Below are 26,345 nucleotides of genomic sequence, written 5' to 3' on the forward strand. Positions count from 1 at the left end.
TCAGAGGGCGTGGCCGAGGTCGGCGGAGAGCCGTTTCACCAGGTCGTACGCCGCGTCCGGGATGACCGTGCCGGGCGGGAAGACGGCCGCCGCGCCCATCTCCAGGAGGGTCGGCACATCCTGCGGCGGGATCACCCCGCCCACGACGATCATGATGTCCGCGCGGCCTTCCTGGGCGAGTTCGTCGCGCAGGGCCGGGACGAGGGTGAGGTGCCCTGCGGCCAGCGAGGAGACGCCGATGACGTGGACGTCCGCCTCAACGGCTTGGCGGGCCACCTCGCCCGGGGTCTGGAACAGCGGGCCGACGTCGACGTCGAAGCCGAGGTCGGCGAAGGCGGTGGCGATGACCTTCTGGCCCCGGTCGTGGCCGTCCTGGCCCATCTTGGCGACCAGGATGCGCGGGCGGCGGCCCTCCGCCTCCTCGAACGCGTCGACGAGGGAGCGGGTGCGCTCCACGGCCGGGGACTCGCCTGCTTCGGTGCGGTACACACCGGAGATGGTACGGATCTGGCTCGCGTGCCGCCCGTACACCTTCTCCAGGGCGTCGGAGATCTCCCCGACGGTGGCCTTGGCGCGGGCCGCGTCCACCGCCAGCTCCAGCAGGTTGCCCTCACCTCCGGCCGCCCGGGTCAGGGCGTCCAGCGCGTCCCGGCAGGCCCGTTCGTCGCGTTCGGCGCGCAGGCGGCGCAGTTTCTCGATCTGTTGGGTGCGCACCGAGGAGTTGTCGACCTTGAGGACGTCGATCTGTTCGTCGGTCTCGACGCGGTACTTGTTGACGCCGATGACCGGCTGACGCCCGGAGTCGATGCGGGCCTGGGTGCGGGCCGAGGCTTCCTCGATGCGGAGCTTGGGGATGCCCGCGTCGATGGCCTGTGCCATGCCGCCCGCCCGCTCGACCTCCTCGATGTGCTGCCAGGCCCGCCGGGCGAGGTCATAGGTGAGCCGCTCCACGTAGGCGCTGCCGCCCCACGGATCGATGACGCGGGTGGTGCCCGACTCCTGCTGGATCAGCAGTTGGGTGTTGCGCGCGATACGGGCGGAGAAGTCGGTGGGCAGGGCGAGGGCCTCGTCGAGGGCGTTGGTGTGCAGCGACTGCGTGTGGCCCTGCGTCGCCGCCATCGCCTCCACGGCCGTTCTCGTTACGTTGTTGAAGACGTCCTGGGCGGTCAGGGACCAGCCCGAGGTCTGTGAATGGGTGCGCAGCGAAAGGGACTTGGGATTCTGCGGGTCGAACTGCTTGACCAGCTTCGCCCACAGCAGCCGCGCCGCCCGCAACTTGGCGATCTCCATGAAGAAGTTCATGCCGATCGCCCAGAAGAAGGAGAGGCGAGGGGCGAACGCGTCTACGTCCAGGCCCGCTTCCCGGCCCGCCCGGATGTACTCGACGCCGTCGGCGAGGGTGTATGCCAGCTCCAAGTCGGCCGTGGCGCCCGCTTCTTGGATGTGGTAGCCGGAGATGGAGATGGAGTTGTAGCGGGGCATGCGCTGGGAGGTGTAGGCGAAGATGTCGGAGATGATCCGCATCGACGGTTTCGGCGGGTAGATGTAGGTGTTGCGGACCATGAACTCCTTGAGGATGTCGTTCTGGATGGTCCCGGCCAACTTCTCGGGCGGGACGCCCTGTTCCTCGGCGGCGACGATGTAGAGCGCCAGCACGGGGAGCACGGCGCCGTTCATCGTCATGGACACCGTCATCCTGTCGAGGGGGATGCCGTCGAAGAGTTGGCGCATGTCGTAGATCGAGTCGATGGCGACGCCTGCCATGCCTACGTCGCCGGTCACGCGGGGGTGGTCGCTGTCGTAGCCCCGGTGGGTGGGGAGGTCGAAGGCGACGGAGAGGCCTTTCTGGCCGGCGGCGAGGTTGCGGCGGTAGAAGGCGTTGGACTCCTCCGCGGTGGAGAACCCGGCGTACTGGCGGATGGTCCAGGGCTGGTTGACGTACATCGTCGGGTACGGGCCGCGCAGGAACGGGGCGATGCCCGGGTAGGTGTCCAGGAAGTCCAGGCCCTCCAGGTCCTGCCCGGTGTAGAGCGGCTTGACGGCGATGCCCTCCGGGGTCTGCCAGAGCAGATCGTCCCCGTCGGCCGCCTTCTTGAGCGCCGCACGCCATTCGTCGAGACCGCCCCGGGGAGCCGGGGTGCCCAGCTCGACCCCGGTGAAATCGGGAACGGAGGAAGGGATCGACATCAGGACACTCCCATGCGGTCGAGCGTGGCGGAGAGCACGGCGACGGCGTCGCACCCCGCGAAGACGTAGGTGTCGACGCCCTCGTACGGCCCGGGACGTCCGGCGAGGAACACCTCTTCGGCACCCGCCGCCCGCAACTCCCCTACGACAGACGCCGCTTGCTCCTCGTACAGGGCATCGCTCGAACACAGACAGACCGCCCGCGCCCCGCTCTCCGCGAAGCTTCCCCGCGTCACGGGCTCGATGCCGCCCGCCTGGAAGAGGTTCGACGCGAAGGTGAGGCGGGCCGTGTGCGCGGCGGCCGGGCCGAGGGCGGCCAGGTAGATCCGGGGGCGGGCGCCGGTGGCGGCGAGATGGGCGTCGGAACGGGCACGCAGCGCCTCGTAGGCCTCGTCACGCCGGACCCGGGGCAAACCTCCGGAGGGCGGCGTGGGGGCGGGCTCGCGCACGACGGGTTTCTCCGTCAGGTGGGGGAACTCGCTGACGCCGGTGATGGGTTCACGGCGTTTGGCGAGCTTCGCGCTCCGCACGGACCAGGTCTCGGCGAGCCGCTCACCGATCATCCCGGACTCCAACGCCGCTTCCTGGCCGCCCGCTTGCTCGATCCGCTGGAAGAACTCCCAGCCCGCGAGGGCGAGTTCATCGGTCAGCCGCTCCACGTACCAGGAACCGCCCCCCGGGTCGATCACCCGCGCCAGATGGGACTCCTCGATGAGGATCGTCGAGGTGTTGCGGGCGATGCGCCGCGCGAACGCGTCCGGCAGCCCCAGTTCGACGTCGAACGGCAGCACGGTCACCGCATCGGCGCCGCCCACCCCTGCTGCCAGCGTCGCGACCGTCGTGCGCAGCATGTTCACCCACGGGTCACGGCGCGTCATCATCACCGGCGAGGTCACCGCGTGCTGCACCTGCGCACCCGCCCCGGGCGCCCCGCACACCTCGGCCACCCGGGCCCAAAGGCGCCGCGCCGCACGGAACTTGGCGACCGTCAGGAACTGGTCGGCGGTGGCCGCGTACCGGAACTCCAGCTGCCCACAGGCCTGTTCGACATTCAGCCCAGCGCCGGTCAGCTCCCGCAGATACGCCACGCCGGTCGCCAGGGAGCAGCCCAGCTCCTGTGCCGCCGAGCCGCCCGCCTCGTGGTACGGCAGCGCGTCCACGGTCAACGCCCTGAGCCCCGGGTACGTTTCGGCGCAGCGCCGGGCGAGGTCGGTGACCGGGGTGATGCCGAACGACCGGCCGGTGCGGGCTCGGTGGCCGAGAGGGTCGGCGCCGAGGTTGCCGCGGACCGACTCCGGGGCGATGCCTCGTTCCGTGGAGAGGCGCAGCAACTCGCTTGCCGCTGGCCCCACTTCGGCACCCGCGTCCAGGATGATCGGCGCCAGGTCGAGGTAGACGCCGTCCAGCACGTGGGCGAGGGACGCGAGCGGGATGCCGTTCGCGCCGACGGCCAGCCACAGGGACGTGACGCCGTTCTCCAGGTCGGCGAGGACGGCGCCGTTGTCCGCCACCGTGTGTCGCTGGCGGACGTCCCAGCCGCTCGCCGTGGCGCCCTCGGGGCGTCCGCCGCGCACGAACGGCGCGAAACCGGGCAGGCCGGGCTCGGGCGCGGTGTCGCGCGCGGTGTACAGGGGCCGGGTCCGCAGCCCCGGCTCCAGCACGGTGGACAGGGCATCCAGCGCGGCGTCGTCCGACAGCTCCTTGCCCGACTTGCGCAACACGCCTGTCACCAGGTGTTGCCACTGTTCGTGTGTCGCGTCGGGGAACTCGGCGGCCAGCGCGAGCCCGTCGTCAGGCAGGACCGTCATGGCCGGATGCTAGAGCAGATCGACAAAGGAGCAGCAGAGGGCGCGGCTGTGACCTTCTTCTCCCCGTGAAGGTGGTGTGCGGCACACCCGGCCGGGGGAACCGACGCGGCGTCAGAATCCGGCAGCCGACTTCCGGCCACCCGTGGTTTCCCCGTGAGGGTAATAAGCTTGTGGAACGTGAGAACCGGCATGTCACGCACCTGCCGGACCGCGTAGGAACCGTGTGAGGAGCGACCGATGACAGCGGGAACCGAGCGAGCCGTCCTGGCCGGAGGTTGTTTCTGGGGCATGCAGGACCTGATCCGCAAGCAGCCGGGCGTGGTCGCCACCCGCGTCGGCTACAGCGGCGGCGACACCCCGAACGCCACCTACCGCGACCACGGCGACCATGCCGAGTCCATCGAGATCCTCTTCGACCCCACGGTCACCGGCTACCGGGACGTCCTGGAGTTCTTCTTCCAGATCCACGACCCGACCACCCGGGACCGCCAGGGCAACGACCTCGGGCGCAGCTACCGCTCGGCGATCTACTACGTGGACGAGGAGCAGCACCGGGTGGCCCTCGACACGATCGCCGACGTGGAGGCCAGCGAGCTGTGGCCGGGCAAGGTGGTCACGGAGGTGGAGCCGGTGGGCGACTTCTGGGAGGCCGAGCCGGAGCACCAGGACTACCTGGAGCGCTACCCCAACGGCTACACCTGCCACTTCCCCCGCCCGAACTGGAAGCTGCCGCGCCGGTCCACGGCGACCGGCTGAGCCGCCCCCGCACATACCGGTGGCCGCACTCCCGAACAGGGGAGTGCGGCCACCGCGGGTAAGAACCCGGACCTGGACCTGGACTTCGGCCGCGACGCGCCGGACCGCCGCGAGCCGGACGCCTGGGACCTGCCCAGGACGCCGGTCACGGATGCGCGCCGGTCACCCATGACGGTCACCAATAGTGACGGCGTCCGCCGACGGCGTGACCCACGGACCCCAAGATCCACAGGGCGGCGCCGATCACGAGCAGGACGATTCCGATCGTCCAAAGGATGGAGATGCCGGTCAGGAAACCGACGACAAGAAGAATGACGCCTAGGGCGATCATGTTGGCCTCCTACAGCACGGGAGCGTTCCCGACCCTCCGAGTACCCATAAAGCGGCGATCAACCATCGGTTTTCCCACCGATCTCGCGGTGCCCCGCGCACGGGCCGGGACTACCCTGGACCAAGGCCCCGGTCCCCGGCATGAATGTCCCGTCCCGCTCTCGGGAGGCCCGCCGTGCTGATCCTCATCCTCCTTCTGATCCTCGTCGTGTTCGGCGTCGGCTTCCTCCACCCCGTCTGGTGGGCGGCCGTGGCCCTGCTGGCGGTCGCCGCCTTCCTCTACGGACGCCGCCGAGGCGGACGCGGCGGCGAGGACAGCGGCGGGTCCGCGTTCGACGACTACCGCGAATCCCAGGAACGCGAGGACCGCCGCGCGCACAAGGACCACCACGGGTAGGAAGCGCACACGCCAGCTCCACGCGGGCGCGCCCCGTGTGCGAAGGCCAGGTGGGACGGGGCAGTCCGGGTGAGTGCGAGCAGGTCAGGGCGGTGGTAGGCGTCCTCGTCGCGATGTGCGGAGGCCATGAGCGCAACGACCAGGTCGCCCGCGCCGATGGTGACCCCGCTGAGGGTGACGTCCTCGACGGCGACCCGGAGGTGGGCGCCCATCGCGGCCTGCGCGTACCGCAGGAGCTTCTCCACGGCGGCCGGGACCCGGGCCGGCTCGTCCCGCAGCAGCGCGTATCGCTCCGGCCGGTCGAGCAGCAGATGGACCATCCCGGCCAGCCGGTTCGCGGTGGTGCCCTAACCGCCGAGCAGCAGAACGACAGCGCGGGTCGGCCAGGACGCGCCGGACGTCGGACTGCCGGGTGACGAGCCAACCCGGTCCGCCGCCGGGCAGGTTGACGCGGACGACGGGGGCGTTCTGGCGCAACTCGGCATGCCGGACTGGCCTCCCCCATCCGGTCGAGCTGCCGTTCCGGAGGGGAGGAGTACGCTGGCACAGTCGAAGGCGCCCATAAGCCGTATGTACGCTGGAAATACCGCACAAGCCCCATAACTCCACGCCCGTGCGACACGCCTCCGCTCAGCGCGACGCCTGTCCGCCCGCCTGGAAGAACCGCAGCCCAAGACCCCGGCCGCACCGTCGTCACCGAGGTCAAGGATCACGCTCATGTCTCTGCTGTCCCGCACACCTCTGTCCGCCCCGCCGCCGGTCCGGTCGGCCTCCTCTCCCCGCCTGCGTCTCGTCGCGCAGTCGGTACAGGGCCGTACGCCCCGGCGCATCGACGGCGCCTGGTGGCCCCGTTCCCTCGATCTGACCGCCGAACTGCCCGGACTGCTGGGCGAGTTGCCGCCCGCCTGGGGGCAGATCGCCGGCGTCCTGGTGGACGAGGCGGTGTGGTCGCCGTTCCCTGGGCGGCTGCTCGTCACCCACCAGGTGGTGCGGCTGCGGCGCACGACCGCCCAGCGCAGTCCGTCCACGGTCTGCCTGCTGGCGCCCGGCCGTGGCCGCTGGGACCTGCTGGTGGTACCCCCGGACGCCACGGAAGCGACCGCCGCACGGCTCATGGCGCAGGTGGACGGCGCGGACACCCTCGCGCGGGACGCTGCGGGGTGGGAAGTCGGCGTCCGCTGAAGGCGGCCGTCGGACCGGCCCCGGGCCCGCCGGAAGCGGAGTACGCTGGGGTTACCGAGGGTATCCCGTGCGACGGCTTCCCGGCCGTAGTCACTTTCGGCGCATGGATCACACCGGGCCGGTCATGGTCGGCCCGGGGCAGGGAGCGCGTCATGACAGTGACCGCTTCCCCACGCCGACCCTCCTCCCTCACCTCCCCCTCCGCCTCGCCGGAGGCCGCGGGCAGGCTCCTCGCGGACACCGGTGGCATGCCGGTCCTTCCCGGCAGCGCCGTGCTGCGGATGGAGACGACGGCCAGGCGCACCGGGACGTTCGACGGCGCCTGGTGGCCACGGACGCGTGATGTCAGAAGCGAACTCGCCGGTCTGCTCACCGAGTTGACCGCCCACCTCGGCCCCCTCGCCCGCGTCGGTCTCGACGCCGGTGACTGGGACGAGACCCCGGGACACCTCTTCGTCGACGGGCACATGGTCCGCGTCGACTGGTCCGACGTGAGCGACAACACCATGATCGTCACCCGGGGCGACCAGGACCACTTCCTGTTCCTGGTGATCCCGCCCGGCACCGGACCCGGCCCCGCGCACGCCGCGATGGTCATGGCCGTCGCCGACGACAACGCCGTTTCGGCGGCCCGGATTCTGGCCGCCACCGGCATCACCGCCGCCGGGACCGACGTTCCGCACGGGCCGCCCGGCGCGAGCGAACCGGCCCGCCCCCGGCCGACGTGACGAGAACCGTCGGCGCACCACCACACTCAGCAGCCCCGGACCCCGGCCGCACCGCACACGGCGGGCCGGGGTTCTCCCGTGCCACGCGGCCCCCGGACCATTCGAGTCCGGGGCGTCAACGACGTAAGGAAGGTGAACACGATGGGTGTTCTGATCACCGTACTGATCGTGGTCGTCGTGGCCGGACTGATCCTGGTCGGCCTGAGCCTGCGCGACGTCCAGCAGTACGAGAAGGGCGTGGTGTTCCGCTTCGGGCGGCAGCTCCCGCAGATCCGCGGTCCCGGTCTGCACGTCATCCGGCCGATCGGGGACCGGATGCGGAAGGTGTCCGTACAGACCGAGGTGCTCGGCATCCCGCCGCAAGGAGCCATCACCGCCGACAATGTGACCCTCACCGTCGACGCGGTCGTCTACTTCAAGGTCATCGACCCCGTCAAAGCCCTGGTGAACGTGCGTAATTACCCCGCCGCCATCTCCCAGATCGCGCAGACCTCGCTCCGTTCGGTCATCGGCAGGGCCGACCTCGACACGCTGCTCTCCGACCGCGACCACATCAACGCGGAGCTGAAGAACGTGATGGACACCCCCACCGAGGGACCCTGGGGGCTGCGGATCGAACGCGTGGAGATCAAGGACATCGCCCTGCCGGAGTCGATGATGCGCTCGATGTCCAAGCAGGCCGAGGCCGAGCGGGAACGCCGGGCCCGGGTCATCGCCGCCGACGGAGAGTTCCAGGCGGCCCAACGGCTGACGGATGCCGCGTCGACCATGGCCGACACCCCCGGAGCGCTCCAACTCCGGCTGCTTCAGACCGTGGTGGACGTCTCCGCCGAGAAGAACAGCACCCTCGTGATGCCGTTCCCCGTCGAGATGCTCCGCTTCTTCGAACGCCAAGGCCAAGGCAGCGAAGGGGAGTTGGACGGACAGCCGGTGCAACGGAGCAGCAGGCGCCCGGCACGTCCCACGACCACGGTCCTGCCCGAGCCCGCCGCCCCGGCACCCGCCCTCGCGCCGACGGTCACCCTGCCCACGGCGGAGACCACGCCCGAGGCGCGGGCGGACGTGGCCCGGGAACGCCGCGACAACTGGCCCACCCGGGCTGACACGGAGGAATCACTGAGCGGCTGAACGCGACAACGCCGCTGTGCGGTAAGGCCGTTGACCCTGGTGACCGTGAGCCGCCGGGGCCAACGGCCGTACGGGCGTGCCGATCAGGTGACCTGGGGGCTCAGGCCGGGGAGGTGTTCGGACTCGTCGATGAAGGCGCGGGCCACGTCCGACAGACGCCGGTTGTGGGAGCGGGCGTAGCCGCGCAGGGTGGTGAACGCCGTTTCCATGTCGGTGTGTTGACGTTCGGCGAGCTTGCCCTTGGCCTGCTCGATCAGGACGCGGCTGTTGAGAGCCGTCTGCAACTGCTCGTTGAGGAGCGTGCTCCGCTCGGCGGTGCGCTGTTGCAGCAGACTGATGGTGGCGACGTCGGCGAGGGCCTGCGCGAACGGTGTCGCGTCGGGACTGATCGGCGTCGGCCCGGTGTGGAAGAGGTTCAGGGCGCCGACGACCTCGTCACGCAGCCGCATCGGCAGCGCCTGGACGCCGGTGAAGCCGATGTGCTGGGCCTGCCCGGCGAACAGGGGCCAGCGGGCGGCCTCGGCGTGCAGGTCGGGGACGGTGACCGGGACCCCGGAGTGGAAGCAGTCCAGGCAGGGGCCCTCGTGGTTCTGGAGCTGGAAGAGTTCCAGGAGCCGGACCCGTTCGTCGGAGGCGGCCATCACGCGCAGCACACCGTCACGGTCGGCGAGCAGCACGCCCGCCGCGCTCGCGTCGAGCAGATCGACACAGCGATCGGTGAGCATGCGCAGGAAGTCGATCAGATCGAAGTCGGCCACGAGACTGTCCGCCAGCTCGACGAACGTCCGGGCCATCAGCTGTTCCTTCATCGTGCACACCTCTGGGTGGGGAGCGAGAGCATCAGGGCTCCGCGTCGGGCGATGGCGCGTCGGGGGCGAGATGCAGCCGGTGGGCGACCACATCGGCCGCGACCGCCGACAGCCGCGCTCCCTGCGCGTAGGCGTGGGCGCGCAACCGGACGAAGGCCTCCTCGACGCCGACATCGAGCTGGACCATGAGAATGCCGGTCGCCTGGTCGATCTCGGCACGGTATCCGCCCAGGTCGTCGAAGGGGGCGAGGTCGGGCCGGTCGGCGCAGGCCGTTTCGTCGATCCGCGCGTCGAGCAGCAGCAGCGTGGCCGTGTCCGCGAACGCCATCGCGTCGGCCATCTCCTCCGCGTCCAGCTCGACCGAGCTGCCCGAGTACAGGTCGAGCACGCCGGCGCTGATGGCCCCGAGCTGCAACGGGAACGCGAACACCGCGCGGGCGCCCGCCGCCAACGCCGCGTCGGCGAACACCGCCCAGGAACGCGGGAGTTCACCGGTGAGCAGGTCGGGACAGAGGACCGTCGAGCCGAGCAGGAAGGCCTCCACACAGGGGCCCTCGCCCAGGGTGAGCTGGAGTTCCTCCAACTGGAGACTGACGGTGTCGGTGCCGCACAGCGGGTGACTCGCCCGGCCCCGGGACATCGCCGACACCCCGGCCCCACCGACGGGCAACGCCGCCACCGCCGCCGCGCACACGTCGACCACCCCGGCCCTGGCCCCGCGCAGCGCCGCCTGCTCGGCGACGAGAGCCTGGACGCGCTCCGAACGCCGGGCCGGAATCACGGCGACCACCGGTCGATGACGAACATGGCACCTCAACTCCGGCCGGGCCCGCTGCCACGGGCTTCCGCGCACAGCAGCCAGCACATCCACCGGGGTCCTGGGCATCCACCCCCACCATAACCCCGCCCCCACACCCGACAACGGCCCCGATCCGACCGACGTGCCCCGATACAGCCAAGCCCAGGGCAACGCCGCAAAGGGGCGCGAGGTACCGCGTACCGATACAGCCAAGCCCAGGGCAACGCCGCAAAGGGGCGCGGGGAACTGCGCGCCCAGCCCCGACGCCGCCGCACCCACCCACCGGACGCTTCCTGCCAGGCCGATGCCGCGTACCAATGCAGCCAAGCCCAGGGCAGCTCCGAGAAGGGGCGCGGGGAACTGCGCGCCCAGCCACAACGGCGCCGCACCCGCCCACCGGACGCTTCCTGCCAGGCCGATGCCGCGTACCAATGCAGCCAAGCCCAGGGCAGCTCCGGAAAGGGGCGCGGGGAACTGCGCGACAAGCCCCGACGGCGCCGCACCCACCCACTCTCCGCACCCAACGGGACAACGTCCGCCAACCGGTTGGCAACCCCAGCCCCACCCCCCAACACCCCGCCCCGCGATTCCCACACCCGCCCCCCAACACCACCCATTCTTTTCGAAAGTACGTCAAGGGTATTGACGCCGATTCCGGACAGGAAGAAGCTCTGGCGAACGGGCAGCAACCGGTTTCTAGCCACCCCAGCCGCCGCCCGGCACCTCGTACCCGAAGGAGGCGACGCCCGATGCACACCCCCTCCAGCCGCCGCCGTTTCCTGGCCCTGTCGGCCGCCGCAACGGCCACCGCCGCGACGACGCTGACCGGCTGCGCCCTCCAGGTAGCCGGCGCAGCCACCGGCGGCGAGGGCATCACGGTGATGGCCAGCCTCGACGACGTCTCCGCGCAACTGATCCAGCAGGCCCGCCGCGACCTCGGCATCACGATCACCGTGGTGGCAAGCGACCTCACCCGCCTCATCGCCATGCTCACCAACGGTGAACCCCCGGACCTGGTCCGCGGCGTGGGCGCCCTGGACGCACCGTTCTTCGCGGCCCGGGGCGTGGCCGAGAACCTGGACCCGTACTTCGCGCGATCCACGGTCCTCAAGGCCGACGACCTGGACCCGGCCAACGACGTGTGGCGCTGGGACGGCACCACCCAGGGCAAGGGCCCCCGGTACGGCATGGCGAAGGACTTCTCGCAGGACGCGATGTTCTGGTACGACACGGCACAGTTCGACCGGGCGGGCGTCGAGCCCCCGTCGGCCACCGAGCCCGTCACCTACGAGCGATGGCTCGACGACGCCCGCCGCCTGGTCCGGCGGAAGAACGGCCAGACCACGGTGTACGGCGGCAGCTACAACGGTCTCGGCCTGCCGGGCCTGTTCACCAACCTGACGGCCGCCGCCGGAGGCAGCCTCTTCTCCCCGGACTTCAGCCGCGTCGACTTCACCACCCCCGAGGCCCGCAGGGCCCTGACCTGGTACGTCGACTACGCGAAGACCCGGGTCGGACCGAGCCTGATCCAGCCCAACCCCGACTCCTGGGACGGCCCCACCTATGTCGCGGGCCGGATGGCCATGTCCGGCAACGGCTACTGGCTGGGCGGCATGATCAACGCGGAGCCGACGGTGGCCCGGGTCTCCCGCCTGGCCCCCGCGCCGGTCTTCGAGGGCGGCCCCCGGATCAGTTCCTGCCAGGCCGCGACCGGCATGTGGATGCCGAAGAAGGCCCGGAACAAGGACGCGGCCTGGCGGTTCTTCGAGTGGTTCTTCGGCGAGGGCCCGGCCAGGGAACGCGCGTCCAGCGGCTGGGGAATACCGAGCCTGACGTCGCTGCGCCCCCTGATGCCGAGGAAGGAGGAGTACCAGCGGCGCGTCCTCGCGGTGCAACAGGCCGAACTGCGGCACTTCTCCGTCACGCCGTTCACCCCGTATGTGAAGACCGACGCGATGGAGGCGCTCATCAACCAGGTCCTCCCGGCCGCCCTGCACGGCCGGATCACCGTCGACACCCTCGCCGGACGCCTCAACACCGTCGTCAACGAGCAGATGAAGCGCGGTAAGGAGCAGGTGGGATGAGCGTCGGCCAACTCCCCTCCGTCGCGGCGGCACAGGCAAAAAAGGCAACAAAGACAACAAAGCGGCTCCGCTCCGCGCCCCGTGCCGAGCGGACCCGCACCTCGATGACGACGCGCAGGCGGCGGGCGTTCTACGCGTTCACCTCGCCCTGGATCATCGGGTTCCTGCTGCTGACCGTCGGCCCCATGGTGTACGCGCTGTGGCTCAGCTTCACCACCTTCGACGGCATCTCCCCCCGCTGGCACTACGTCGGCCTCGGCAACTACCGCGAGCTGTTCGCCGACCCCGTGACCTGGGACGCGCTGGGCCGCACCGGTCTGTTCGCGGTCACCTCGGTGCCGTTGTCGATCGTCGCGGGGCTCGCCCTCGCCGTCCTGGTCAACCGGCCGCTCAGGGCCCGTGGGCTGCTGCGCACCCTGCTCTATCTGCCCGCCGTGGTCCCTCCGGTGGGCGCCGGTCTCATCTTCAAGCAGCTCTTCAACCGGGACTCCGGCGCCGCCAACGGCGTCCTGCACCTCGTCGGCGTGGACGCCGTCGCGTGGCTCGACGACCCGTACGCCCGCTATGTGATGCTCATGGCGGTGCTGTGGGCGGCCGGAAACATCATGATCATCTCGCTGGCCGGGCTCCAGGACGTGCCCCGGGAGCTGCACGAGGCGGCCCGGATCGATGGCGCGAGCGCCTGGCGCACCTTCCGCAGTATCACCGTTCCGCTGCTCTCACCGGTCCTGCTGTTCCAGACGGTGACCGGGATGATCGCCTCGGTGCAGACCGTCATGCCGCTGCTGCTGACGGCCAACTCCGGCCCGCAGAGCGTCACGTCGATCCCGCAGGCCAACTACATGTACACGATGCACGTGTTCGCGGAGTACTTCGCGCTCGGCCGCTACGGCTACGCCTCCGCGCTGCTGTGGGTGCTGTTCGTCCTCATCCTCATCGCGACCGGTCTGATCTTCAAGGTCACGTCCGGTGTGGTGTTCTACACCGTCGAACCGGAGGCGAAGAAGTGACCGCCACCAGCGTCACCCCCACCCCCGTCCCCTCCGGGACGTCCGCCGACGGGGCTCCCGCGCCCGCCGCCGCACCGGCCGGCGTCAAGGTCCGGGGCTCCCGGCTGGTGCTCTACACCGTCCTGGTCGTGGTGACCGGGCTGATGGCCGGCCCGTTCGGGTGGCTCGTCATCACCGGTCTGAAGACCACGCCCGAACTGGCCGCCTCCCCGGTGCACTGGCTGCCCGACCGGGCGCAGTGGCACAACTTCGCGGACGCCTTCACCGAGATCGACTTCCTCGGCTACGCCCGCAACTCCCTGATCGTCGCCCTGCTCTACGCCACCCTGGTCACCCTCAGTTCCGCCTGGGTCGGCTTCGGGTTCGCGCGCCTCAACGCCCCTGGAAAGAAAGCCCTGTTCGGGGTGTTGCTCGGGTCGATGATGCTGCCGCAGATGATCACGCTCTTCCCGACGTACCTCATCTTCGCCAGGCTCCACATGGTCGACACCTACTGGCCGTGGGTGCTGTGGGGGCTGTCCTCGGCGCCCTATCTGGTCTTCCTCTTCCGGCAGTTCTTCGCCGGGCTGCCCCGCGAGCTGGAGGAGGCCGCGATCGTCGACGGCTGCGGCTGGGCCGGGGTGTTCTGGCGGATCTTCCTGCCGCAGTCCTGGCCGGTCCTCTCCGCGAGCTTCGTGATCGCCTTCACCTGGACCTGGGGCGACTTCATCGCGCCGATGCTGCTGCTGTCCAGCGACCGCACCACACTCTCCGTCGCCATCATGACCTCGTACCTCACCACGGGCGGCACCCCGGTCGGCAATCTCCAGGCCGCGGCTTCCGTGATGTACGTCGTGCCGATCCTGCTGATCTTCCTCGTCGCCCAGCGCGGTTTTGTCGCCGGGATGGCGACCTCCGGTCTCAAGTAGCCCGTTCGTCTCGCAAGCAGCCCGTTCGTCCGCCCCGTTGCAAGGAGTCCTGGCATGCCCCTGCCCCTCTCTCGTCGCGCGACCCTCCAGGCCGCCGGTGCCACCGCCCTGGCCGGATATCTGACGAACGCGACGGCGACGGCCGCCGAAGCCGCGACCGCTGCTCCCCGCACGCTGGTCACCTACCCGATCCCCGACGGTGCCCCCACCTACGACAGCTACCTCGTCAAAGTCCGTACCCAGGGCGGGAGATGGCAGAAGCTCGGCACCTATCTGGCCACCCTCAACCTCATCAACACCACCACCGGCGCCGGTCAGTCCCAGAGTTCCTCGCTCGCGTACTTCGACTTCGCCGGCACCGTCGAGGTCGAGGTCACCTACGTCAAGGGCGGCGTCAGGAAGGCCCGGATACGCCCCGACTCCTACGGCATCCCGTTCCAACGGCGCGGCGACACCCTGCGGTTCACCCTCACCGAGCCCCGCAAGGTCGTCGTCCAGGTCAACGACGAGGTCTTCGACGCCCTGCATCTGTTCGCCCGCCCTCTGGAGACCGACCGCCCCGACGCCGACGACCCGGACGTCCTCTACTTCGGCCCCGGCGTGCACACCACCGACGGCGGTCTGGTGACCGTGCCCTCGGGCAAGACCGTCTACCTGGCCGGCGGCGCGGTGCTGAAATCCCGCGTGTACTTCAAGGACGTCCAGAACGCCGGGCTCGCCGGTCGCGGCGTCATCTGGGCGGCGCCCGGCGGCGGTTGCACGATCGAGGGCTCCACGAACATCTCCGTCGGCGCCGTCACCATGCTCAACCCGGAAGGCTACGCGGTCACCGTCGGTGAGTCCTCGCAGGTCTCGCTCACCGGCCTGGGCTCCTTCAGCAGCAAGGGCTGGGGCGACGGCATCGACATCTTCTCCAGCAGTGACGTCACCATCGACGGCGTCTTCATGCGCAACGCCGACGACTGCGTGGCGATCTACGCCCACCGCTGGGACTACTACGGCGACACCCGCAACATCACCGTCAGGAACTCCACTCTCTGGGCCGACGTCGCCCACCCCGTCAACGTCGGCACGCACGGCAACTCCGACGCCCCCGAGGTCATCGAGAACCTCACCTTCGAGAACCTCGACATCTGCGACCACCGCGAACCCCAGATGGGCTACCAGGGCTGCATCGCCCTCAACCCCGGCGACTCCAACCTCATCCGCGCCGTCCGCGTCGACGGCGTCCGCGTCGAGGACTTCCGACAGGGCCAGCTCATCCATATGCGGGTCATGTACAACACGAAGTACAACACCTCCGTCGGCCGGGGCATCGAGGACGTCTACATCAAGGACCTCACCTACACCGGCAAGCCCCTCGACACCGTGCTGCTCCTCGGCTACGACGCCGAACACGGCATCAAGAACGTCACGTTCGAGAACCTCGTCATCAACGGCACGGTGATCGCCGACTCGATGAGGAAGCCGAGCTGGTTCCTCACCTCGGACTATGTGCCGATGCATGTCAACGAGCATGTGACCGGCCTGACGTTCCTCACCACGGCCGAGGCGGCCTCCCGGTGACGGCCCCATCCCCGGGGCCGAGTCGGCGCGGCTTCCTCGGAGCGACCTCCCTGCTGCTGGCGGCGGGTGCGACCGGCCTGGCGACGCCGACAGCCGCCCACGCGGCCCAACGGGGGCCGGGGGAGCGGGAGTTCGCGTTCGCGCACCCGGGGCTGCTGCACAGCGCGGCCGACGTGGCACGGATGCGGGCGGCGGTCACAGCACGCCAATCACCTGTGTACGAGGGGTACTTGGAGCTCGCGGCCCACGCCCGCTCCGCGTCCACCTACCCCATACAGAACACCGGGCAGATCACCTCCTGGGGCCGAGGTCCCGCCAACTACCAGAGCCAGGCCGTCGCCGACTCGGCCGCCGCCTACCAGAACGCCCTGATGTGGTGCGTGACCGGCGACCGCGCCCACGCCGACACCGCCCGCGACATCCTCGACGCCTGGTCCGCCTCCCTCACCGCCGTCACCGGCGCCGACGGCCAACTCGGCGCGGGACTCCAGGCGTTCAAGCTCCTGAACGCCGCCGAACTGCTCCGGCACACCGGCTACGACGGCTGGCCGGCACCGGACATCGCCCGCTGCGAGGAGTCCTTCCTCACCGTCTGGTACCCGGCGCTGTCCGGCTACATGCTGTACGCCAACGGCAACTGGGACCTGACGGCCCTTCAGACCATCCTGGCCCTCGGCGTGTTCTGCGAGAACCGCACCCTCTTCGAGAACGCGCTGCGCTACGCGGCGGCCGGTGCCGGTGACGGCAGCGTCCCCCACCGCATCGTCACCGGCGCGGGCCAGGGCCAGGAGAGCGGCCGCGACCAGGGCCATGAACAGCTCGCCGTCGGCCTCCTCACCGACGCGGCCCAAGTCGCCTGGAACCAGGGCGTCGACCTCTACGGCCACCTCGACCACGCCCTCCTCGCCAACGTCGAGTACGCCGCCCGCTACAACCTCGGCGGCGACGTCCCCTTCGTCCCCGACCTCGACCGCACGGGCAAATACCTCAAGACGTCCGTGTCGCCCCTCGCCCGCGGCACCTTCCCGCCGATCTACGAGATGGCCTACGCGCACTACGCCGGGGTACGCGGTCTGGCCGCCCCGTACACCCGGCAGGTCCTCTTCCGCGACGTTACCCGAGCCGTGGAGGGCGGCAACGACGACCTGCCCTCCTGGGGCACCCTGACCTACGCCGGAGCCCAGCCGTCCCCCGGCACCCCGGCGCCGCCCGCCGGGCTCTTCGCCACCGGCGACCCGAAGGCGGTCACCGTCTCCTGGCTGCCCTCCGCCTGGGCGAGCACCTACACGATCCGCCGCTCCACCGACCGGGAGGGCCCGTACCGGCACCTGGAGTCGGAGCTGACATCACCGACGTTCACGGACCGCTCGGTACGCCCGGGACACACCTACTACTACACGGTGTCGGCGGCCAACTCCTCTGCACAGAGCGCGAGTTCGACGGCCGTCGGCGCCACCGCGGGGCTGCCGGGTGGCTGGGAGTCCCGGGACGTGGGGGAGGTGCGGCGCGCCGGGAGCACCCTCTGCGACGGCGAACGGTTCGTCCTGGAGGCGGGCGGCAGCGACATCGGGGGCACGGCCGACGCCTTCCGCTTCCTGTGGCTGCCGCTGCACGGCGACGGCGTCGTCACGGCCCGGCTGGTGTGGCCGGTCAGCTCGCAGTACACCAAGGCGGGCGTCATGCTGCGCGACTCGCTCGCACCGGACGCGGCCCACGCCTCCCTGCTGATCCAGGGCCTGCCGCTGCACACCTGGAGCGGAGTGTGGACCACCCGCCCGGTCCCCGGCGGCCCGACCACCGGCACCGGCAGCACCCCCGTCCCGCCCTCCCAACGCCAGGCGATCACGACCGGCGCCGCGTTCCCCCTCTCCGACCTCGGCACCCTGCCCGCATCGGCGACCCCGCTCCGGGCGCCCCACGTCGAGGCCGCGGGCGACGGCTACCGCCTGCGGCGCCCCTACTGGACCCGCGTCACCCGCACCGGCCGCCGCTGCACCGGCGCGATCTCACCGGACGGCGTCCACTGGACCGACGTCGGCTCCAGCGAGGTCGAGTGGGGGCGGACGGTGTACGCGGGAGTGGCCTTCACCTCGTGCCTGGGCGTCGACGCGTCGTACGCCGAGACCGGCACCGCCGCCTTCGACAACGTCAGCGTGGTCACGCCGGCCACCACGGTCTTCGGCGTTCCGCGCCCGGCCCGCACCGCGACCGACCTGCGGGCCACCGCCGTCGCCGACGCCGTCGAGCTGACCTGGACCGACCCCGACCTCGCGGCCCGCTACACGGTGCTGCGCGCCACGGCCGCCGACGGCCACGACGAGACGCTCGCGACGAGCATCGGCCCGGCCGCCTTCGGGGCCCGCATCCGCTACACCGACGCCACCGGAACGCCGGGACACGTGTACCGGTACGCCGTCACGAAGACCAACTCGGCGGGCAGCGGCCCCCGTTCGGCCTCCGTCAGCGCACGCATGCCGACCCCGGCCGCGCCACCTGAACTGGCCTCTCCGTCAACGGCGTTCGCCAACCTGGGAGTCGGGTTCCAGCACCTGATCCGGGGTTCGCACGAGCCGGTGCGGTTCGACGCGGTGGGCCTGCCGAAGGGGCTCAGCGTGGACCGGCGCACCGGGTGGATCTCCGGAATCCCGTCCCACACCGGGGAGTTCACCGTCACCACCAGGGCGTCCAATGCCGCCGGCACGGGCACCGGCACGCTCTCCCTCACGGTGACGACACCCCCGCCCGCCCCCTGGACGTACGGCGACCTCGGCGATGTCGTCCTCGACGAACGCCAGTTGGCGACCTACGGCGTGGTCGCCGTACGGACACCGGGCATCACCGCGTACGACGGGGGCACCTTCACCGTGCGCGGTGCGGGCACCGACCTGAACGTCAACGGCCAAGGAATGACCGGCCAGTTCGTCCGCCGCGAGATCACCGGCGACTGCGTGCTCACCGCCCGGCTGGTCTCCCGTACCGGCGCGACGGCGGGCGACCGGGTCGGCCTGCTCATGGCCAAGTCCCTGTCGCCGTTCGACCAGGCGGCCGGTGTGATCGTCACCGCCGGGACCACCGCCCAGCTCCTGCTGCGCCGCACCGTCGCGGGCGCCTCCGTCCTCACCGGCGACACGCGTGTCCAACTCCCTTGCCTGCTACGGCTGAAGCGCGCCGGGACCGCCTTCACCGCAGCCGTCTCCACCGACGACGGCGCCACCTGGACGAGCCTCGCCACCGGCGAGATCCCCGGCTTCGGTGACGCCCCCTTCCACGGGGGCCTCGTGGTCTGCTCACGCGACCCGCTGGCCCACTGCACCTCACAGTTGGACGAGGTGAGCATCATCCCCACCTGAGCGGACCAGGGGAAGTACGCCAGACCTCCCCCTTCCCCGACTCCGCCGATCCTCCACGGGATTGGAGACGCCCCACATGAGCCGCACATCTCCCCCCACCAGCTCCCCGGACCGGGAACCGAGCCGACGCGGTCTGCTGAAGGCCGCCGGCGGACTCACCGCCGCACTGGCCGTCGCGGGACCGGCCGCCGCCCTCACCGGCCTCACCGGCACGACCGCCAGCGCCGCCCCCGCGACCTTCACCCACCCCGGCCTGCTGCACGCCTACGGCGAACTCAACCGCGCCAAGGTCGACGTGGCCGCAGGCAAGGACCCCTGGCTGTCCGGCTGGAACCGCCTCACCGCCAACGCCCACTCCGCCAGCACCTGGACCCCCAACCCCCAGGCCACCATCATCCGAGGCGGCACCGGCGAGAACTACGGCATCCTCTACAACGACATCCACGCCGCCTACCAGAACGCCCTGCGCTGGAAGATCGCCGGCACCACCGCCAACGGCGACACGGCCGTCGCCATCCTCAACGCCTGGTCCGCCACCCTGACCGCCGTCAGCGGCAACGCCGACCGCTTCCTCGCCGCCGGACTCTACGGCTACCAGTTCGCGAACGCCGCCGAACTCATGCGCGGCTACAGCGGGTTCGACCTCGACCGGTTCAAGACGATGCTGCTCGACGTCTTCTACCCGATGAACAACGACTTCCTGCTCCACCACAACACCGCCTGCATCACCAACTACTGGGCCAACTGGGACCTGTGCACCATGAACTCGATCCTCGCGATCGGGATTCTCTGCGACGACGCCGCCAAGTACGACCAGGCCGTCGACTACTTCAAGAACGGCGCCGGGAACGGCTCCGTCAGCCACGCCATCCCCTTCGTCTACGACGACGAGGGCCTCGCCCAGTACCAGGAGAGCGGCCGGGACCAGGGCCACTCCCTGCTGGGCATCGGACAGCTCGCCACGTTCTGCGAGATGGCCTGGTCCCAGGGCGACGACCTCTACGGCTACGACAGCAACCGGGTCATGAAGTGCGCCCAGTACGTCGCCAAGTACAACCTCGGCCAGGACGTGCCCTTCACCACCTACACCTGGGGCACCGGGCAGAGTTGCGCCAGCGCGTCGCAGACCGTGATCTCCGACGCCAGCCGCGGCCAACTGCGCCCGGTCTGGGACATCCTGTACTACCACTACGCCAAACGCCGTGGCCTGTCCGTCCCGTACATCCAGGCCATGGCGGAGCAGGTCCGCCCCGAGGGCGGCGGTGGTGACTACGGCTCGACCAGCGGAGGCTTCGACCAACTGGGCTTCGGCACCCTGATGTACGCCAAGTAGCAACGCCAGAAGGAGAGTTGGTGAGGGGGCGGGCCGTCGACGCCCGGCCCCTCACCGACGGCGTCACACCACCAGCACATCCCGGGCCCGTACCGGCAGCCCGGTCCGGAAGGAGCGGTTCGCGGCGAGGCCCGTGACCAGGGAACGCGCCCCGTCGGTCGCGTCAGCGGCACGGTGCAGGGGGTCCGGCACCGGGTCGCCGAAGAGGTCGGCGAGCATACGGGCGTCCCCGCCGCCGTGACCGCCCTCGCCGGTGGCGACCTTCAGCTCACGCGGCGGCTCCCAGGACCGGCGCAGCAGCAACTCCGTCCGCCCCGCCGTGTCGTGGGCCACCGCGCCGTGCAGGACGGCCGAAGTGCCGTTCGACCGGGCCTCGGGGCGGGTCCAGGTGGACTCCTCGACCAGCAACTCAAGGCGCCCCGCACTGCCGTTGAAGGCGATCCGGTAGCCCTCCCAGGGGGCGTAGGCGGTGAGGTGGTACGTCAGGGTGGCGCCGCAGGCGTAGTCGACGAGGACCGCCATGTCGTCCTCGATGGTCACGCCGGGCGCGAAGACGTTCTGGTCGCGGTGGTAGCCGTCCTCGTGCTCGGCGTCCAGATACAGCGACGTGAGGACGGGGGAGTCCGCCAGGTGAACGGCGAACGGGTCGTCGTCGGCCGCGGGGGAGCCGTGGGCGCGGGCGTAGGGGCGGGCCAGACCGCGACGCCGACCGGCCTCGTCGCCGTAGAAGAAGAGGCCGCCTCGGGCGTAGACGGTCTCGGGTTCGCTGCCGAGCCACCAGTTCACCAGGTCGAAGTGGTGGGTCGCCTTGTGCACCATCAGGCCGCCGGAGTTGGCCTTCTCGCGGTGCCAGCGGCGGAAGTAGTCGGCGCCGTGGCGCAGATCGAGCAGCCACTCGAAGTGCACCGAGCCGACCTCGCCGATCTCCCCGGCGGCGAGGCACTCACGGACGGCCGAATGGACCGGGTTGTAGCGGTAGTTGAAGGCGACCCGCACCTCACGTCCGGTGCGGCGGCGCGCGTCGAGGATGCGGCGGGCGCGATCCGCGTCCGTGGTCATCGGCTTCTCGGTGACGACGTCGCACCCGGCCTCCAGGGCCTGCACGATGTACGTGTCGTGGGTGCGGTCCACGCTGCACACGACGACCAGATCGACGCGTTCACGGCGCAGCATCAGGCCGAACTCCTCGGCCGGGTAGGCGGGTACGGAGGTGCCGAGCCAGTCGTTGTGGACGGCCATCCGGTGGGCGTTGACGTCGCAGAACCCGACCAGTTCGACGCGGTCCGCGTAGGGGCCGGTCAGGGCCTCGGTGAACAGCTGGGCGCGGGCGCCCAGACCGACGAGGGCGCAACGGCGGCGTGCGGTGCCCGAGGTCATACGGTCTCCGTTCCGGAAGGACGTCCGGTGCGAGGCGTTCCGGAGAACGGGAGGTGACGCCGTGTCAGCTCCGTCCGCCGTGGGCCTGGTCACCCGCGTCCACGCTGACACCCTCCGCCACGAGCGTCAACGCCACGATCACGGTCCGCCGGAAACTCACGGGTGGGGGAAGCGGCCGCAGAGCCAGTTCCCCGGCTCGGCCGGGTCGTCGCTGATCCAGAACTGGCGCCACAGGGTGGCGAATTCGGCGCGGCTGAGGTGGCCGTCGCCGTTCAGGTCGAGGAGGTCGAAGACGCCGGTCAGGTCCACCGGGCGGCCGTTCCAGGTCTCGACGAGTGTGCGGTGTTCGGCCGGTGACATGCGGCCGTCGCCGTTGGCGTCCACCGCGTCGAAGACGGTGTCGGCGGTCGCGGTGACCCGCTCGATCATGCCGGGCAGCCGGTCGACCAGGGCGAGCACCTCACCGAGGTCCACCGCGCCGTCGCCGTCGGTGTCCCCGGCGGCGAGCGACGCCCACCAGCCGGTGAGCAGCGTCTCCACGCGGGCCCGCAGTTCCGTCCCGGCGCCCACTGCGGGCAGCCGGCTCCAGCGGGCGATCAGCGCCGCGAAGTCCTCTTCGCGCAGCAGGCCGTCGCCGTCCACGTCGAACGCGGCGAACATCTCCTGGAGCTTGCGCTCCTGAAACGCGCTGGCCATGAGCGGTCTCCCTCGATGCCGAACCCACCCCTGAACCGCCGCCCACCTGCTCCGCGACGGTACGGACAGCTCTTCACACTAGGTCGCGACACGCCCCGGCCTCCACGGGCACATACGAACGAACCGTCACCTGCCCGTGGTCCCCGCGCGGCGGTACATGACGTGCGGCGCGCGGCGAGTGAGGGTCAGATGGCTGCATGCGTAGATCCATACCCCGCCATCCCGGCCGCTCGCGGCTGTGCGTGGCCACCGTGGCGACCGGCCTCCTGCTCACCCTCCCCGGCCTGGCGCCCGCCTCGGCGGCGACCGAACCGGTGCCCGTGACGGAACCGGCGCCCGCGGGCGAAGCGGCGTCCGCGGCGAACGAGTCCGCCCCCGTGCGCGGCGACGCCTACATGGGCATGGGCGTCATGGCCCATGAGGGAGTCGGCGACCCGTCCGACACACCCGACACGTCCGATACACCGGAGACGCCGGACACGCCCGACACGGTGCCCCCCGCCACCCGTGCCGGTCAGACCGAGGGCGTCGACGTTTCCAGCCATCAGCGCAACGTCGCCTGGTCCACCCTGTGGGGCAAGGGCACCCGGTGGGCGTACACCAAGGCCACCGAGGGAACCTCCTACCGCAACCCCTACTTCAAGCAGCAGTACGGGGGCGCGTACGGCGTCGGCATGGTCCGCGGCGCCTACCACTTCGCCACCCCGGACTCCGGCAGCGCCACCGCGCAGGCCGACTACTTCGTCGACCACGGGGGCGACTGGTCCGGCGACGGCCGCACCCTGCCCGGCGCCCTCGACATCGAGTGGAACCCGTACGGCGACTCCTGCTACGGCAAGTCCAAGAGTTCCATGGTCAGTTGGATCGGTGGCTTCCTGGACCGCTACCGGTCCCGGACCGGCCGGGACGCCGTCATCTACACCTCCACCAGCTGGTGGACCAAGTGCACCGGCGGCTATACCGGCTTCTCCCGCAACCCCCTGTGGGTCGCCCGCTACGCCTCCTCGGCGGGTACTCTCCCGGCCGGTTGGTCGCGTTACACGATGTGGCAGTACACCTCGACAGGCCCGACGGTCGGTGACCACGACCGGTTCAACGGCCCGCTGGACAACTTGCGGGAGTTCGCCGGGAATTGACGGGCGGGACGCGGTGGCACCGGTCGCATGCCGGACCCCGCCCGGTGACCCGGCGCGCCTCCGCCCCGAGTTCCTGACGCCCCCGGCGCCCGTTGCCTACCGGTCGCCACCCAACGCCGTCAGCGCGTCGTCCGTCAGCCGGAACACCGTCCACTCGTCCTGGGGCAGCGCACCGAGGGCGCGGTAGAAGCCGATCGCCGGTTCGTTCCAGTCGAGCACGGACCACTCCAGGCGCTGGTAGCCGCGGTCGACGCAGATGCGGGCCAGTTCGGTGAGGAGCGCCTTGCCGTGCCCGGCGCCGCGCCGGCCGGGGCGGACGTAGAGGTCCTCCAGGTAGATGCCGTGGACACCGCGCCAGGTCGAGAAGGCGAGGAACCACAGGGCGAAACCGGCCGGTTCGCCGGTCGTGTCGTCGACCGCCAGGTGGGCGAAGGCGGCGGGCCGCTCCCCGAACAGCGCCTCATGGAACTGGGCCTCGCTCGCCCGCATCTCGTCCTCGGACTTCTCGTAGACGGCCAGCTCACGGACCATGGCGTGGAGCACGGGGACATCGGCGGGCGTGACGGCACGAATCATGCCCCCACGCTAAACGCGGGCCCCGGCACCACCCGCACCGGCCCCGCCCCGCTCAGCCCAGTGTGCGGGCCGCCCCCGGTGGCATGCAGTGCCGGGCGAACGGGCCGAACAGGTGCGGATAGCGGTACACGCCCGGACACGGGGTCTCCAGGACCGTCGCGTCGACGAGGGACTCCAGCATGTGTTCCGCCTCGGGCTCGGAGACGCCGAGCAGAACGGCCGCGGTGCCGAGGTCGATCCGGGTGCCGTGCCTGGCCAGGAGGCGGAAGACATCGGCCTGCGTCGGTGTCAGGCGTTTGCACACCTGGGCCAGCGCGTCGAACAACGACATCGGGCCGACCCGGAGTTCGGCCAGCCCGTCGGGGCCGCCGGACAGCCGGTCGGCGAGCGCGCCGATGGTCCAGCGCGGCCGGGCGGCCAGCCGCAGCCCCGCGAGCCGCACGGCCAACGGGAGCAGTCGGCAGGCCTCGACCAGGGCCACCGCCTGCGCCTCCTCGGCCGCCAGCCGCTCCGGCCCGATGATCTTGCCGAGCAGGCTCACCGCCTCGGCCGTCGAGAAGACGTCCAGTCGGACCTGCCCGGTCACCGGAACGCCGTAGGGCGCCGCGCGGCTGGTGATCAGCGCCCCGCAGGTGGCGGCGCCGGGGAGCAGCGGCTCGATCTGGGAGACCTCGTGGACGTTGTCCAGGACGACGAGGACGCGTTGCGCGTCGGTGAGCGAACGGAAGGCACCGGCCCGGTCGGAGGCCGCGGCCGGGATCGCGGCGGGCCGCATCCCCAGAGTCCGCAGGAAGCCCTCCAGGATCGCCGGGATCTCCGCCTGCACGCCGACGTTGCGCAGGTCCGCGTACAACTGGCCGTCGGGGAAGGAACTGCGCAGCTGATGCGCGACATGCAGGGCGAGGGCGGTCTTGCCGATGCCCACGGTGCCGGTGACCGCGACGATCGCGGGTGCCTTGCGCACCGGCCGGGAGAGGGCGTTGAGGGTGGCCGAGAGCGAGAGGTCGCGGCCCACGAAGTCCGTGATGTTGGCCGGGAGTTGACGCGGCACCGGGAGGCGCTCCTCGCGCGTCCAGCGGTCGCCCTGCTTCCCCGGGTCACCGGAGCCGGCCTGGCGCGGCAGCAGACGGGCGGTCCGGCGCGGCGCGGCCGGGGTGTCGTGGGTGCGCCCCGCCGCCTGGAGGGCCTCGCCGAGCAGTTCCTGGAGCCGTTCGCGGGACTGGTGTTCAGCGGCGAGCAGGGTCAACTCCGGGACGACCAGCACTTGTTTGCCGAGCCGGCACGCCAACTCCAGCCGTTCCTCGGTGAGGGTGAGCCGCAGTTCCTCCAGGCGGGCTCGCTGATGGGCGGCGAACGGGCCGGGCACGCTGGGCAGGGGGAGGCCCCGCCACAGGCCGAGGGCGCTCGTCAGAAGGGACTCCGCGGTGTCGAGGCGTCCCGTGTCCCGGGCGTACACCGCGTCGGTGGCCAGTCGCTCGGCCACCTGGAGGTCCAGGCTTCCCCACGGCATGCTGATGCGGTAGCCGTCGCCGACCGACGACAGCACGGCCGAGCCCGCCCCGCTGCCCCTCTCCAGCATCTGCCGCCAGCGCCAGGCGAACGTGCGGATCATCGCCGCCGCGGTGTTGGGGCGGTCGGAACCCCAAATGGCGCCCATCAGTTCGTCCAATGTCGCGGAATGACCGGGGCGTAATAAGAGAGCCACCAGAAATGCCTGTTGCTGAGGAGACCCGGGACCCACCAGATGATCGCCCCGAAGGGCCCGCACCGAGCCGAGTACATTGAACTGGAGAGTTTCACTCGGCAATGGCTTTGCGGCGATTTTGGCCGCCTGGCTGAAATTTGACAGTCCTCGGTTCTCCTTCATCGCAGCCTCCGCACGACGAAAATCTCAGGCGCCGAACATAGCATAAGCAGTTGCATCGGGTGGCCGTGGAAATTTTCGAGAATCGAGAGGAAACGAAGAGGTTACCCGTGATTCACCCGGAGGCCCGCGCGGCAGAACATTCCGCTGGGGCGCGTGGGCCCGGCCATGGGGGACACCTGTGACGTGCGGGAGACGAGTGGTGGGGGGGGGGGGGGGGGGCGGGGGGGGGGGGGGCCGGCGGGGGGGGGGGGGGGGGTTGGTGGGGGGGTTGGGGGGGGGGGGGTGTGGGTGTTTGGGGTGGGTGCGGGTTTGTTGTGG

General features: G+C 70.8%; 22 protein-coding genes. 12 read left to right on the plus strand and 10 right to left on the minus strand.

Annotation, left to right across the window (positions count from 1 at the left end; translation table 11 throughout):
• Positions 1–2,187 (minus strand): methylmalonyl-CoA mutase, encoded by a 2,187-nt coding sequence (gene scpA, locus ACIQOU_RS12700; RefSeq protein ID WP_401536484.1) that lies wholly within the window; start codon positions 2,185–2,187, stop codon positions 1–3.
• Positions 2,187–3,995: a methylmalonyl-CoA mutase family protein gene (locus ACIQOU_RS12705; protein WP_401536485.1), complete on the minus strand. Its 1,809-nt coding sequence runs from the start codon at positions 3,993–3,995 to the stop codon at positions 2,187–2,189. Before ACIQOU_RS12705 ends, scpA begins: the two co-directional genes overlap by 1 nt.
• A 237-nt stretch (positions 3,996–4,232) precedes the next feature.
• Here ACIQOU_RS12705 and msrA point away from each other — a divergent pair, with 237 nt between their 5' ends.
• Positions 4,233–4,751, plus strand: coding sequence for a peptide-methionine (S)-S-oxide reductase MsrA (msrA, locus tag ACIQOU_RS12710; protein WP_401536487.1), 519 nt, complete (start codon positions 4,233–4,235; stop codon positions 4,749–4,751).
• Between the two features lie 175 nt (positions 4,752–4,926).
• Here the strand turns inward: msrA and ACIQOU_RS12715 are convergent, their stop codons facing one another.
• The gene (locus ACIQOU_RS12715; protein WP_401536490.1) at positions 4,927–5,082 is read right to left on the minus strand and encodes a DUF6131 family protein; all 156 of its coding nucleotides are present in this window, start codon (positions 5,080–5,082) and stop codon (positions 4,927–4,929) included.
• 174 nt (positions 5,083–5,256) lie between these two features.
• Here ACIQOU_RS12715 and ACIQOU_RS12720 point away from each other — a divergent pair, with 174 nt between their 5' ends.
• Complete coding sequence (locus ACIQOU_RS12720; protein WP_401536492.1) at positions 5,257–5,478, plus strand: hypothetical protein; 222 nt, start codon at positions 5,257–5,259, stop codon at positions 5,476–5,478.
• Here the strand turns inward: ACIQOU_RS12720 and ACIQOU_RS12725 are convergent.
• On the minus strand, positions 5,421–5,798 hold the full coding sequence (locus tag ACIQOU_RS12725) for a cytochrome P450 (RefSeq protein ID WP_401536495.1): 378 nt from the start codon (positions 5,796–5,798) through the stop codon (positions 5,421–5,423). The two genes, ACIQOU_RS12720 and ACIQOU_RS12725, sit on opposite strands and share 58 nt — an antisense overlap.
• A gap of 397 nt (positions 5,799–6,195) precedes the next feature.
• On the opposite strand from ACIQOU_RS12725, the gene ACIQOU_RS12730 reads away from it, so the two are divergent.
• The 3 genes from ACIQOU_RS12730 (at position 6,196) to ACIQOU_RS12740 (ending at position 8,516) form a co-directional block, all read left to right on the plus strand.
• The gene (locus ACIQOU_RS12730; RefSeq protein ID WP_401536498.1) at positions 6,196–6,660 is read left to right on the plus strand and encodes a DUF5994 family protein; all 465 of its coding nucleotides are present in this window, start codon (positions 6,196–6,198) and stop codon (positions 6,658–6,660) included.
• 152 nt (positions 6,661–6,812) lie between these two features.
• Positions 6,813–7,388: a DUF5994 family protein gene (locus tag ACIQOU_RS12735; protein WP_401536501.1), complete on the plus strand. Its 576-nt coding sequence runs from the start codon at positions 6,813–6,815 to the stop codon at positions 7,386–7,388.
• Positions 7,389–7,529: 141 nt separating this feature from the next.
• On the plus strand, positions 7,530–8,516 hold the full coding sequence (locus ACIQOU_RS12740) for a slipin family protein (RefSeq protein WP_401536503.1): 987 nt from the start codon (positions 7,530–7,532) through the stop codon (positions 8,514–8,516).
• 83 nt (positions 8,517–8,599) lie between these two features.
• On the opposite strand, the gene ACIQOU_RS12745 is transcribed toward ACIQOU_RS12740, so the two are convergent.
• Positions 8,600–9,325 carry a GAF and ANTAR domain-containing protein gene (locus ACIQOU_RS12745; RefSeq protein ID WP_401536505.1) on the minus strand — a complete coding sequence of 242 codons (726 nt, stop codon included), beginning with the start codon at positions 9,323–9,325 and terminating at the stop codon, positions 8,600–8,602.
• Positions 9,326–9,356: 31 nt separating this feature from the next.
• On the minus strand, positions 9,357–10,115 hold the full coding sequence (locus ACIQOU_RS12750; protein WP_401536507.1) for an ANTAR domain-containing protein: 759 nt from the start codon (positions 10,113–10,115) through the stop codon (positions 9,357–9,359).
• A gap of 758 nt (positions 10,116–10,873) precedes the next feature.
• Here ACIQOU_RS12750 and ACIQOU_RS12755 point away from each other — a divergent pair.
• From ACIQOU_RS12755 to ACIQOU_RS12780, 6 genes are all read left to right on the plus strand, one after another.
• Positions 10,874–12,208, plus strand: coding sequence for an extracellular solute-binding protein (locus tag ACIQOU_RS12755; protein ID WP_401536509.1), 1,335 nt, complete (start codon positions 10,874–10,876; stop codon positions 12,206–12,208).
• A complete protein-coding gene (locus ACIQOU_RS12760) occupies positions 12,205–13,218 on the plus strand; it encodes a carbohydrate ABC transporter permease (RefSeq protein ID WP_401536511.1) in 1,014 nt (337 codons plus the stop codon). Before ACIQOU_RS12755 ends, ACIQOU_RS12760 begins: the two co-directional genes overlap by 4 nt.
• A gap of 143 nt (positions 13,219–13,361) precedes the next feature.
• Positions 13,362–14,126 carry a carbohydrate ABC transporter permease gene (locus tag ACIQOU_RS12765; protein WP_401536749.1) on the plus strand — a complete coding sequence of 255 codons (765 nt, stop codon included), beginning with the start codon at positions 13,362–13,364 and terminating at the stop codon, positions 14,124–14,126.
• A gap of 54 nt (positions 14,127–14,180) precedes the next feature.
• Positions 14,181–15,692: a glycosyl hydrolase family 28 protein gene (locus ACIQOU_RS12770; RefSeq protein WP_401536513.1), complete on the plus strand. Its 1,512-nt coding sequence runs from the start codon at positions 14,181–14,183 to the stop codon at positions 15,690–15,692.
• Positions 15,689–19,042, plus strand: a complete 3,354-nt coding sequence (locus ACIQOU_RS12775; RefSeq protein ID WP_401536515.1) for an alginate lyase family protein — start codon at positions 15,689–15,691, stop codon at positions 19,040–19,042. The genes ACIQOU_RS12770 and ACIQOU_RS12775 overlap by 4 nt, the downstream gene beginning before the upstream one ends.
• Before the next feature lie 76 nt (positions 19,043–19,118).
• Entirely contained in the window at positions 19,119–20,375 is a 1,257-nt protein-coding gene (locus ACIQOU_RS12780; protein ID WP_401536517.1) for an alginate lyase family protein, read from the plus strand.
• 63 nt (positions 20,376–20,438) lie between these two features.
• On the opposite strand, the gene ACIQOU_RS12785 is transcribed toward ACIQOU_RS12780, so the two are convergent.
• Positions 20,439–21,752 (minus strand): Gfo/Idh/MocA family protein, encoded by a 1,314-nt coding sequence (locus ACIQOU_RS12785; RefSeq protein ID WP_401536518.1) that lies wholly within the window; start codon positions 21,750–21,752, stop codon positions 20,439–20,441.
• A 156-nt stretch (positions 21,753–21,908) separates the two neighbouring features.
• Positions 21,909–22,448, minus strand: coding sequence for an EF-hand domain-containing protein (locus ACIQOU_RS12790; protein WP_401536519.1), 540 nt, complete (start codon positions 22,446–22,448; stop codon positions 21,909–21,911).
• A 197-nt stretch (positions 22,449–22,645) separates the two neighbouring features.
• Here ACIQOU_RS12790 and ACIQOU_RS12795 point away from each other — a divergent pair, with 197 nt between their 5' ends.
• On the plus strand, positions 22,646–23,584 hold the full coding sequence (locus tag ACIQOU_RS12795; protein ID WP_401536520.1) for a lysozyme: 939 nt from the start codon (positions 22,646–22,648) through the stop codon (positions 23,582–23,584).
• A gap of 96 nt (positions 23,585–23,680) precedes the next feature.
• Here ACIQOU_RS12795 and ACIQOU_RS12800 read toward each other — a convergent pair whose 3' ends face one another.
• Complete coding sequence (locus ACIQOU_RS12800; RefSeq protein WP_401536521.1) at positions 23,681–24,160, minus strand: GNAT family N-acetyltransferase; 480 nt, start codon at positions 24,158–24,160, stop codon at positions 23,681–23,683.
• A 52-nt stretch (positions 24,161–24,212) separates the two neighbouring features.
• Positions 24,213–25,817, minus strand: coding sequence for a BTAD domain-containing putative transcriptional regulator (locus ACIQOU_RS12805; protein ID WP_401536522.1), 1,605 nt, complete (start codon positions 25,815–25,817; stop codon positions 24,213–24,215).
• Positions 25,818–26,345: the final 528 nt, after the last annotated feature.

The sequence above is a fragment of the Streptomyces sp. NPDC091279 genome (assembly GCF_044757465.1).
In the GTDB taxonomy this organism is placed as follows: Bacteria; Actinomycetota; Actinomycetes; order Streptomycetales; family Streptomycetaceae; genus Streptomyces.

Excerpts from the sequence above, each read along its gene's own strand:
- ACIQOU_RS12760 (WP_401536511.1), top strand. The coding sequence starts at position 12,205 with ATGAGCGTCGGCCAACTCCCCTCCGTCGCGGCGGCACAGGCAAAAAAG.
- ACIQOU_RS12765 (WP_401536749.1), top strand. The coding sequence starts at position 13,362 with ATGGCCGGCCCGTTCGGGTGGCTCGTCATCACCGGTCTGAAGACCACG.
- ACIQOU_RS12725 (WP_401536495.1), bottom strand. The coding sequence starts at position 5,798 with ATGGTCCATCTGCTGCTCGACCGGCCGGAGCGATACGCGCTGCTGCGG.
- ACIQOU_RS12790 (WP_401536519.1), bottom strand. The coding sequence starts at position 22,448 with ATGGCCAGCGCGTTTCAGGAGCGCAAGCTCCAGGAGATGTTCGCCGCG.
- scpA (WP_401536484.1), bottom strand. The coding sequence starts at position 2,187 with ATGTCGATCCCTTCCTCCGTTCCCGATTTCACCGGGGTCGAGCTGGGC.
- ACIQOU_RS12755 (WP_401536509.1), top strand. The coding sequence starts at position 10,874 with ATGCACACCCCCTCCAGCCGCCGCCGTTTCCTGGCCCTGTCGGCCGCC.
- ACIQOU_RS12740 (WP_401536503.1), top strand. The coding sequence starts at position 7,530 with ATGGGTGTTCTGATCACCGTACTGATCGTGGTCGTCGTGGCCGGACTG.
- ACIQOU_RS12770 (WP_401536513.1), top strand. The coding sequence starts at position 14,181 with ATGCCCCTGCCCCTCTCTCGTCGCGCGACCCTCCAGGCCGCCGGTGCC.
- ACIQOU_RS12780 (WP_401536517.1), top strand. The coding sequence starts at position 19,119 with ATGAGCCGCACATCTCCCCCCACCAGCTCCCCGGACCGGGAACCGAGC.
- msrA (WP_401536487.1), top strand. The coding sequence starts at position 4,233 with ATGACAGCGGGAACCGAGCGAGCCGTCCTGGCCGGAGGTTGTTTCTGG.
- ACIQOU_RS12745 (WP_401536505.1), bottom strand. The coding sequence starts at position 9,325 with ATGAAGGAACAGCTGATGGCCCGGACGTTCGTCGAGCTGGCGGACAGT.
- ACIQOU_RS12735 (WP_401536501.1), top strand. The coding sequence starts at position 6,813 with ATGACAGTGACCGCTTCCCCACGCCGACCCTCCTCCCTCACCTCCCCC.
- ACIQOU_RS12805 (WP_401536522.1), bottom strand. The coding sequence starts at position 25,817 with ATGGGCGCCATTTGGGGTTCCGACCGCCCCAACACCGCGGCGGCGATG.
- ACIQOU_RS12730 (WP_401536498.1), top strand. The coding sequence starts at position 6,196 with ATGTCTCTGCTGTCCCGCACACCTCTGTCCGCCCCGCCGCCGGTCCGG.
- ACIQOU_RS12800 (WP_401536521.1), bottom strand. The coding sequence starts at position 24,160 with ATGATTCGTGCCGTCACGCCCGCCGATGTCCCCGTGCTCCACGCCATG.
- ACIQOU_RS12715 (WP_401536490.1), bottom strand. The coding sequence starts at position 5,082 with ATGATCGCCCTAGGCGTCATTCTTCTTGTCGTCGGTTTCCTGACCGGC.
- ACIQOU_RS12785 (WP_401536518.1), bottom strand. The coding sequence starts at position 21,752 with ATGACCTCGGGCACCGCACGCCGCCGTTGCGCCCTCGTCGGTCTGGGC.
- ACIQOU_RS12705 (WP_401536485.1), bottom strand. The coding sequence starts at position 3,995 with ATGACGGTCCTGCCTGACGACGGGCTCGCGCTGGCCGCCGAGTTCCCC.
- ACIQOU_RS12795 (WP_401536520.1), top strand. The coding sequence starts at position 22,646 with ATGCGTAGATCCATACCCCGCCATCCCGGCCGCTCGCGGCTGTGCGTG.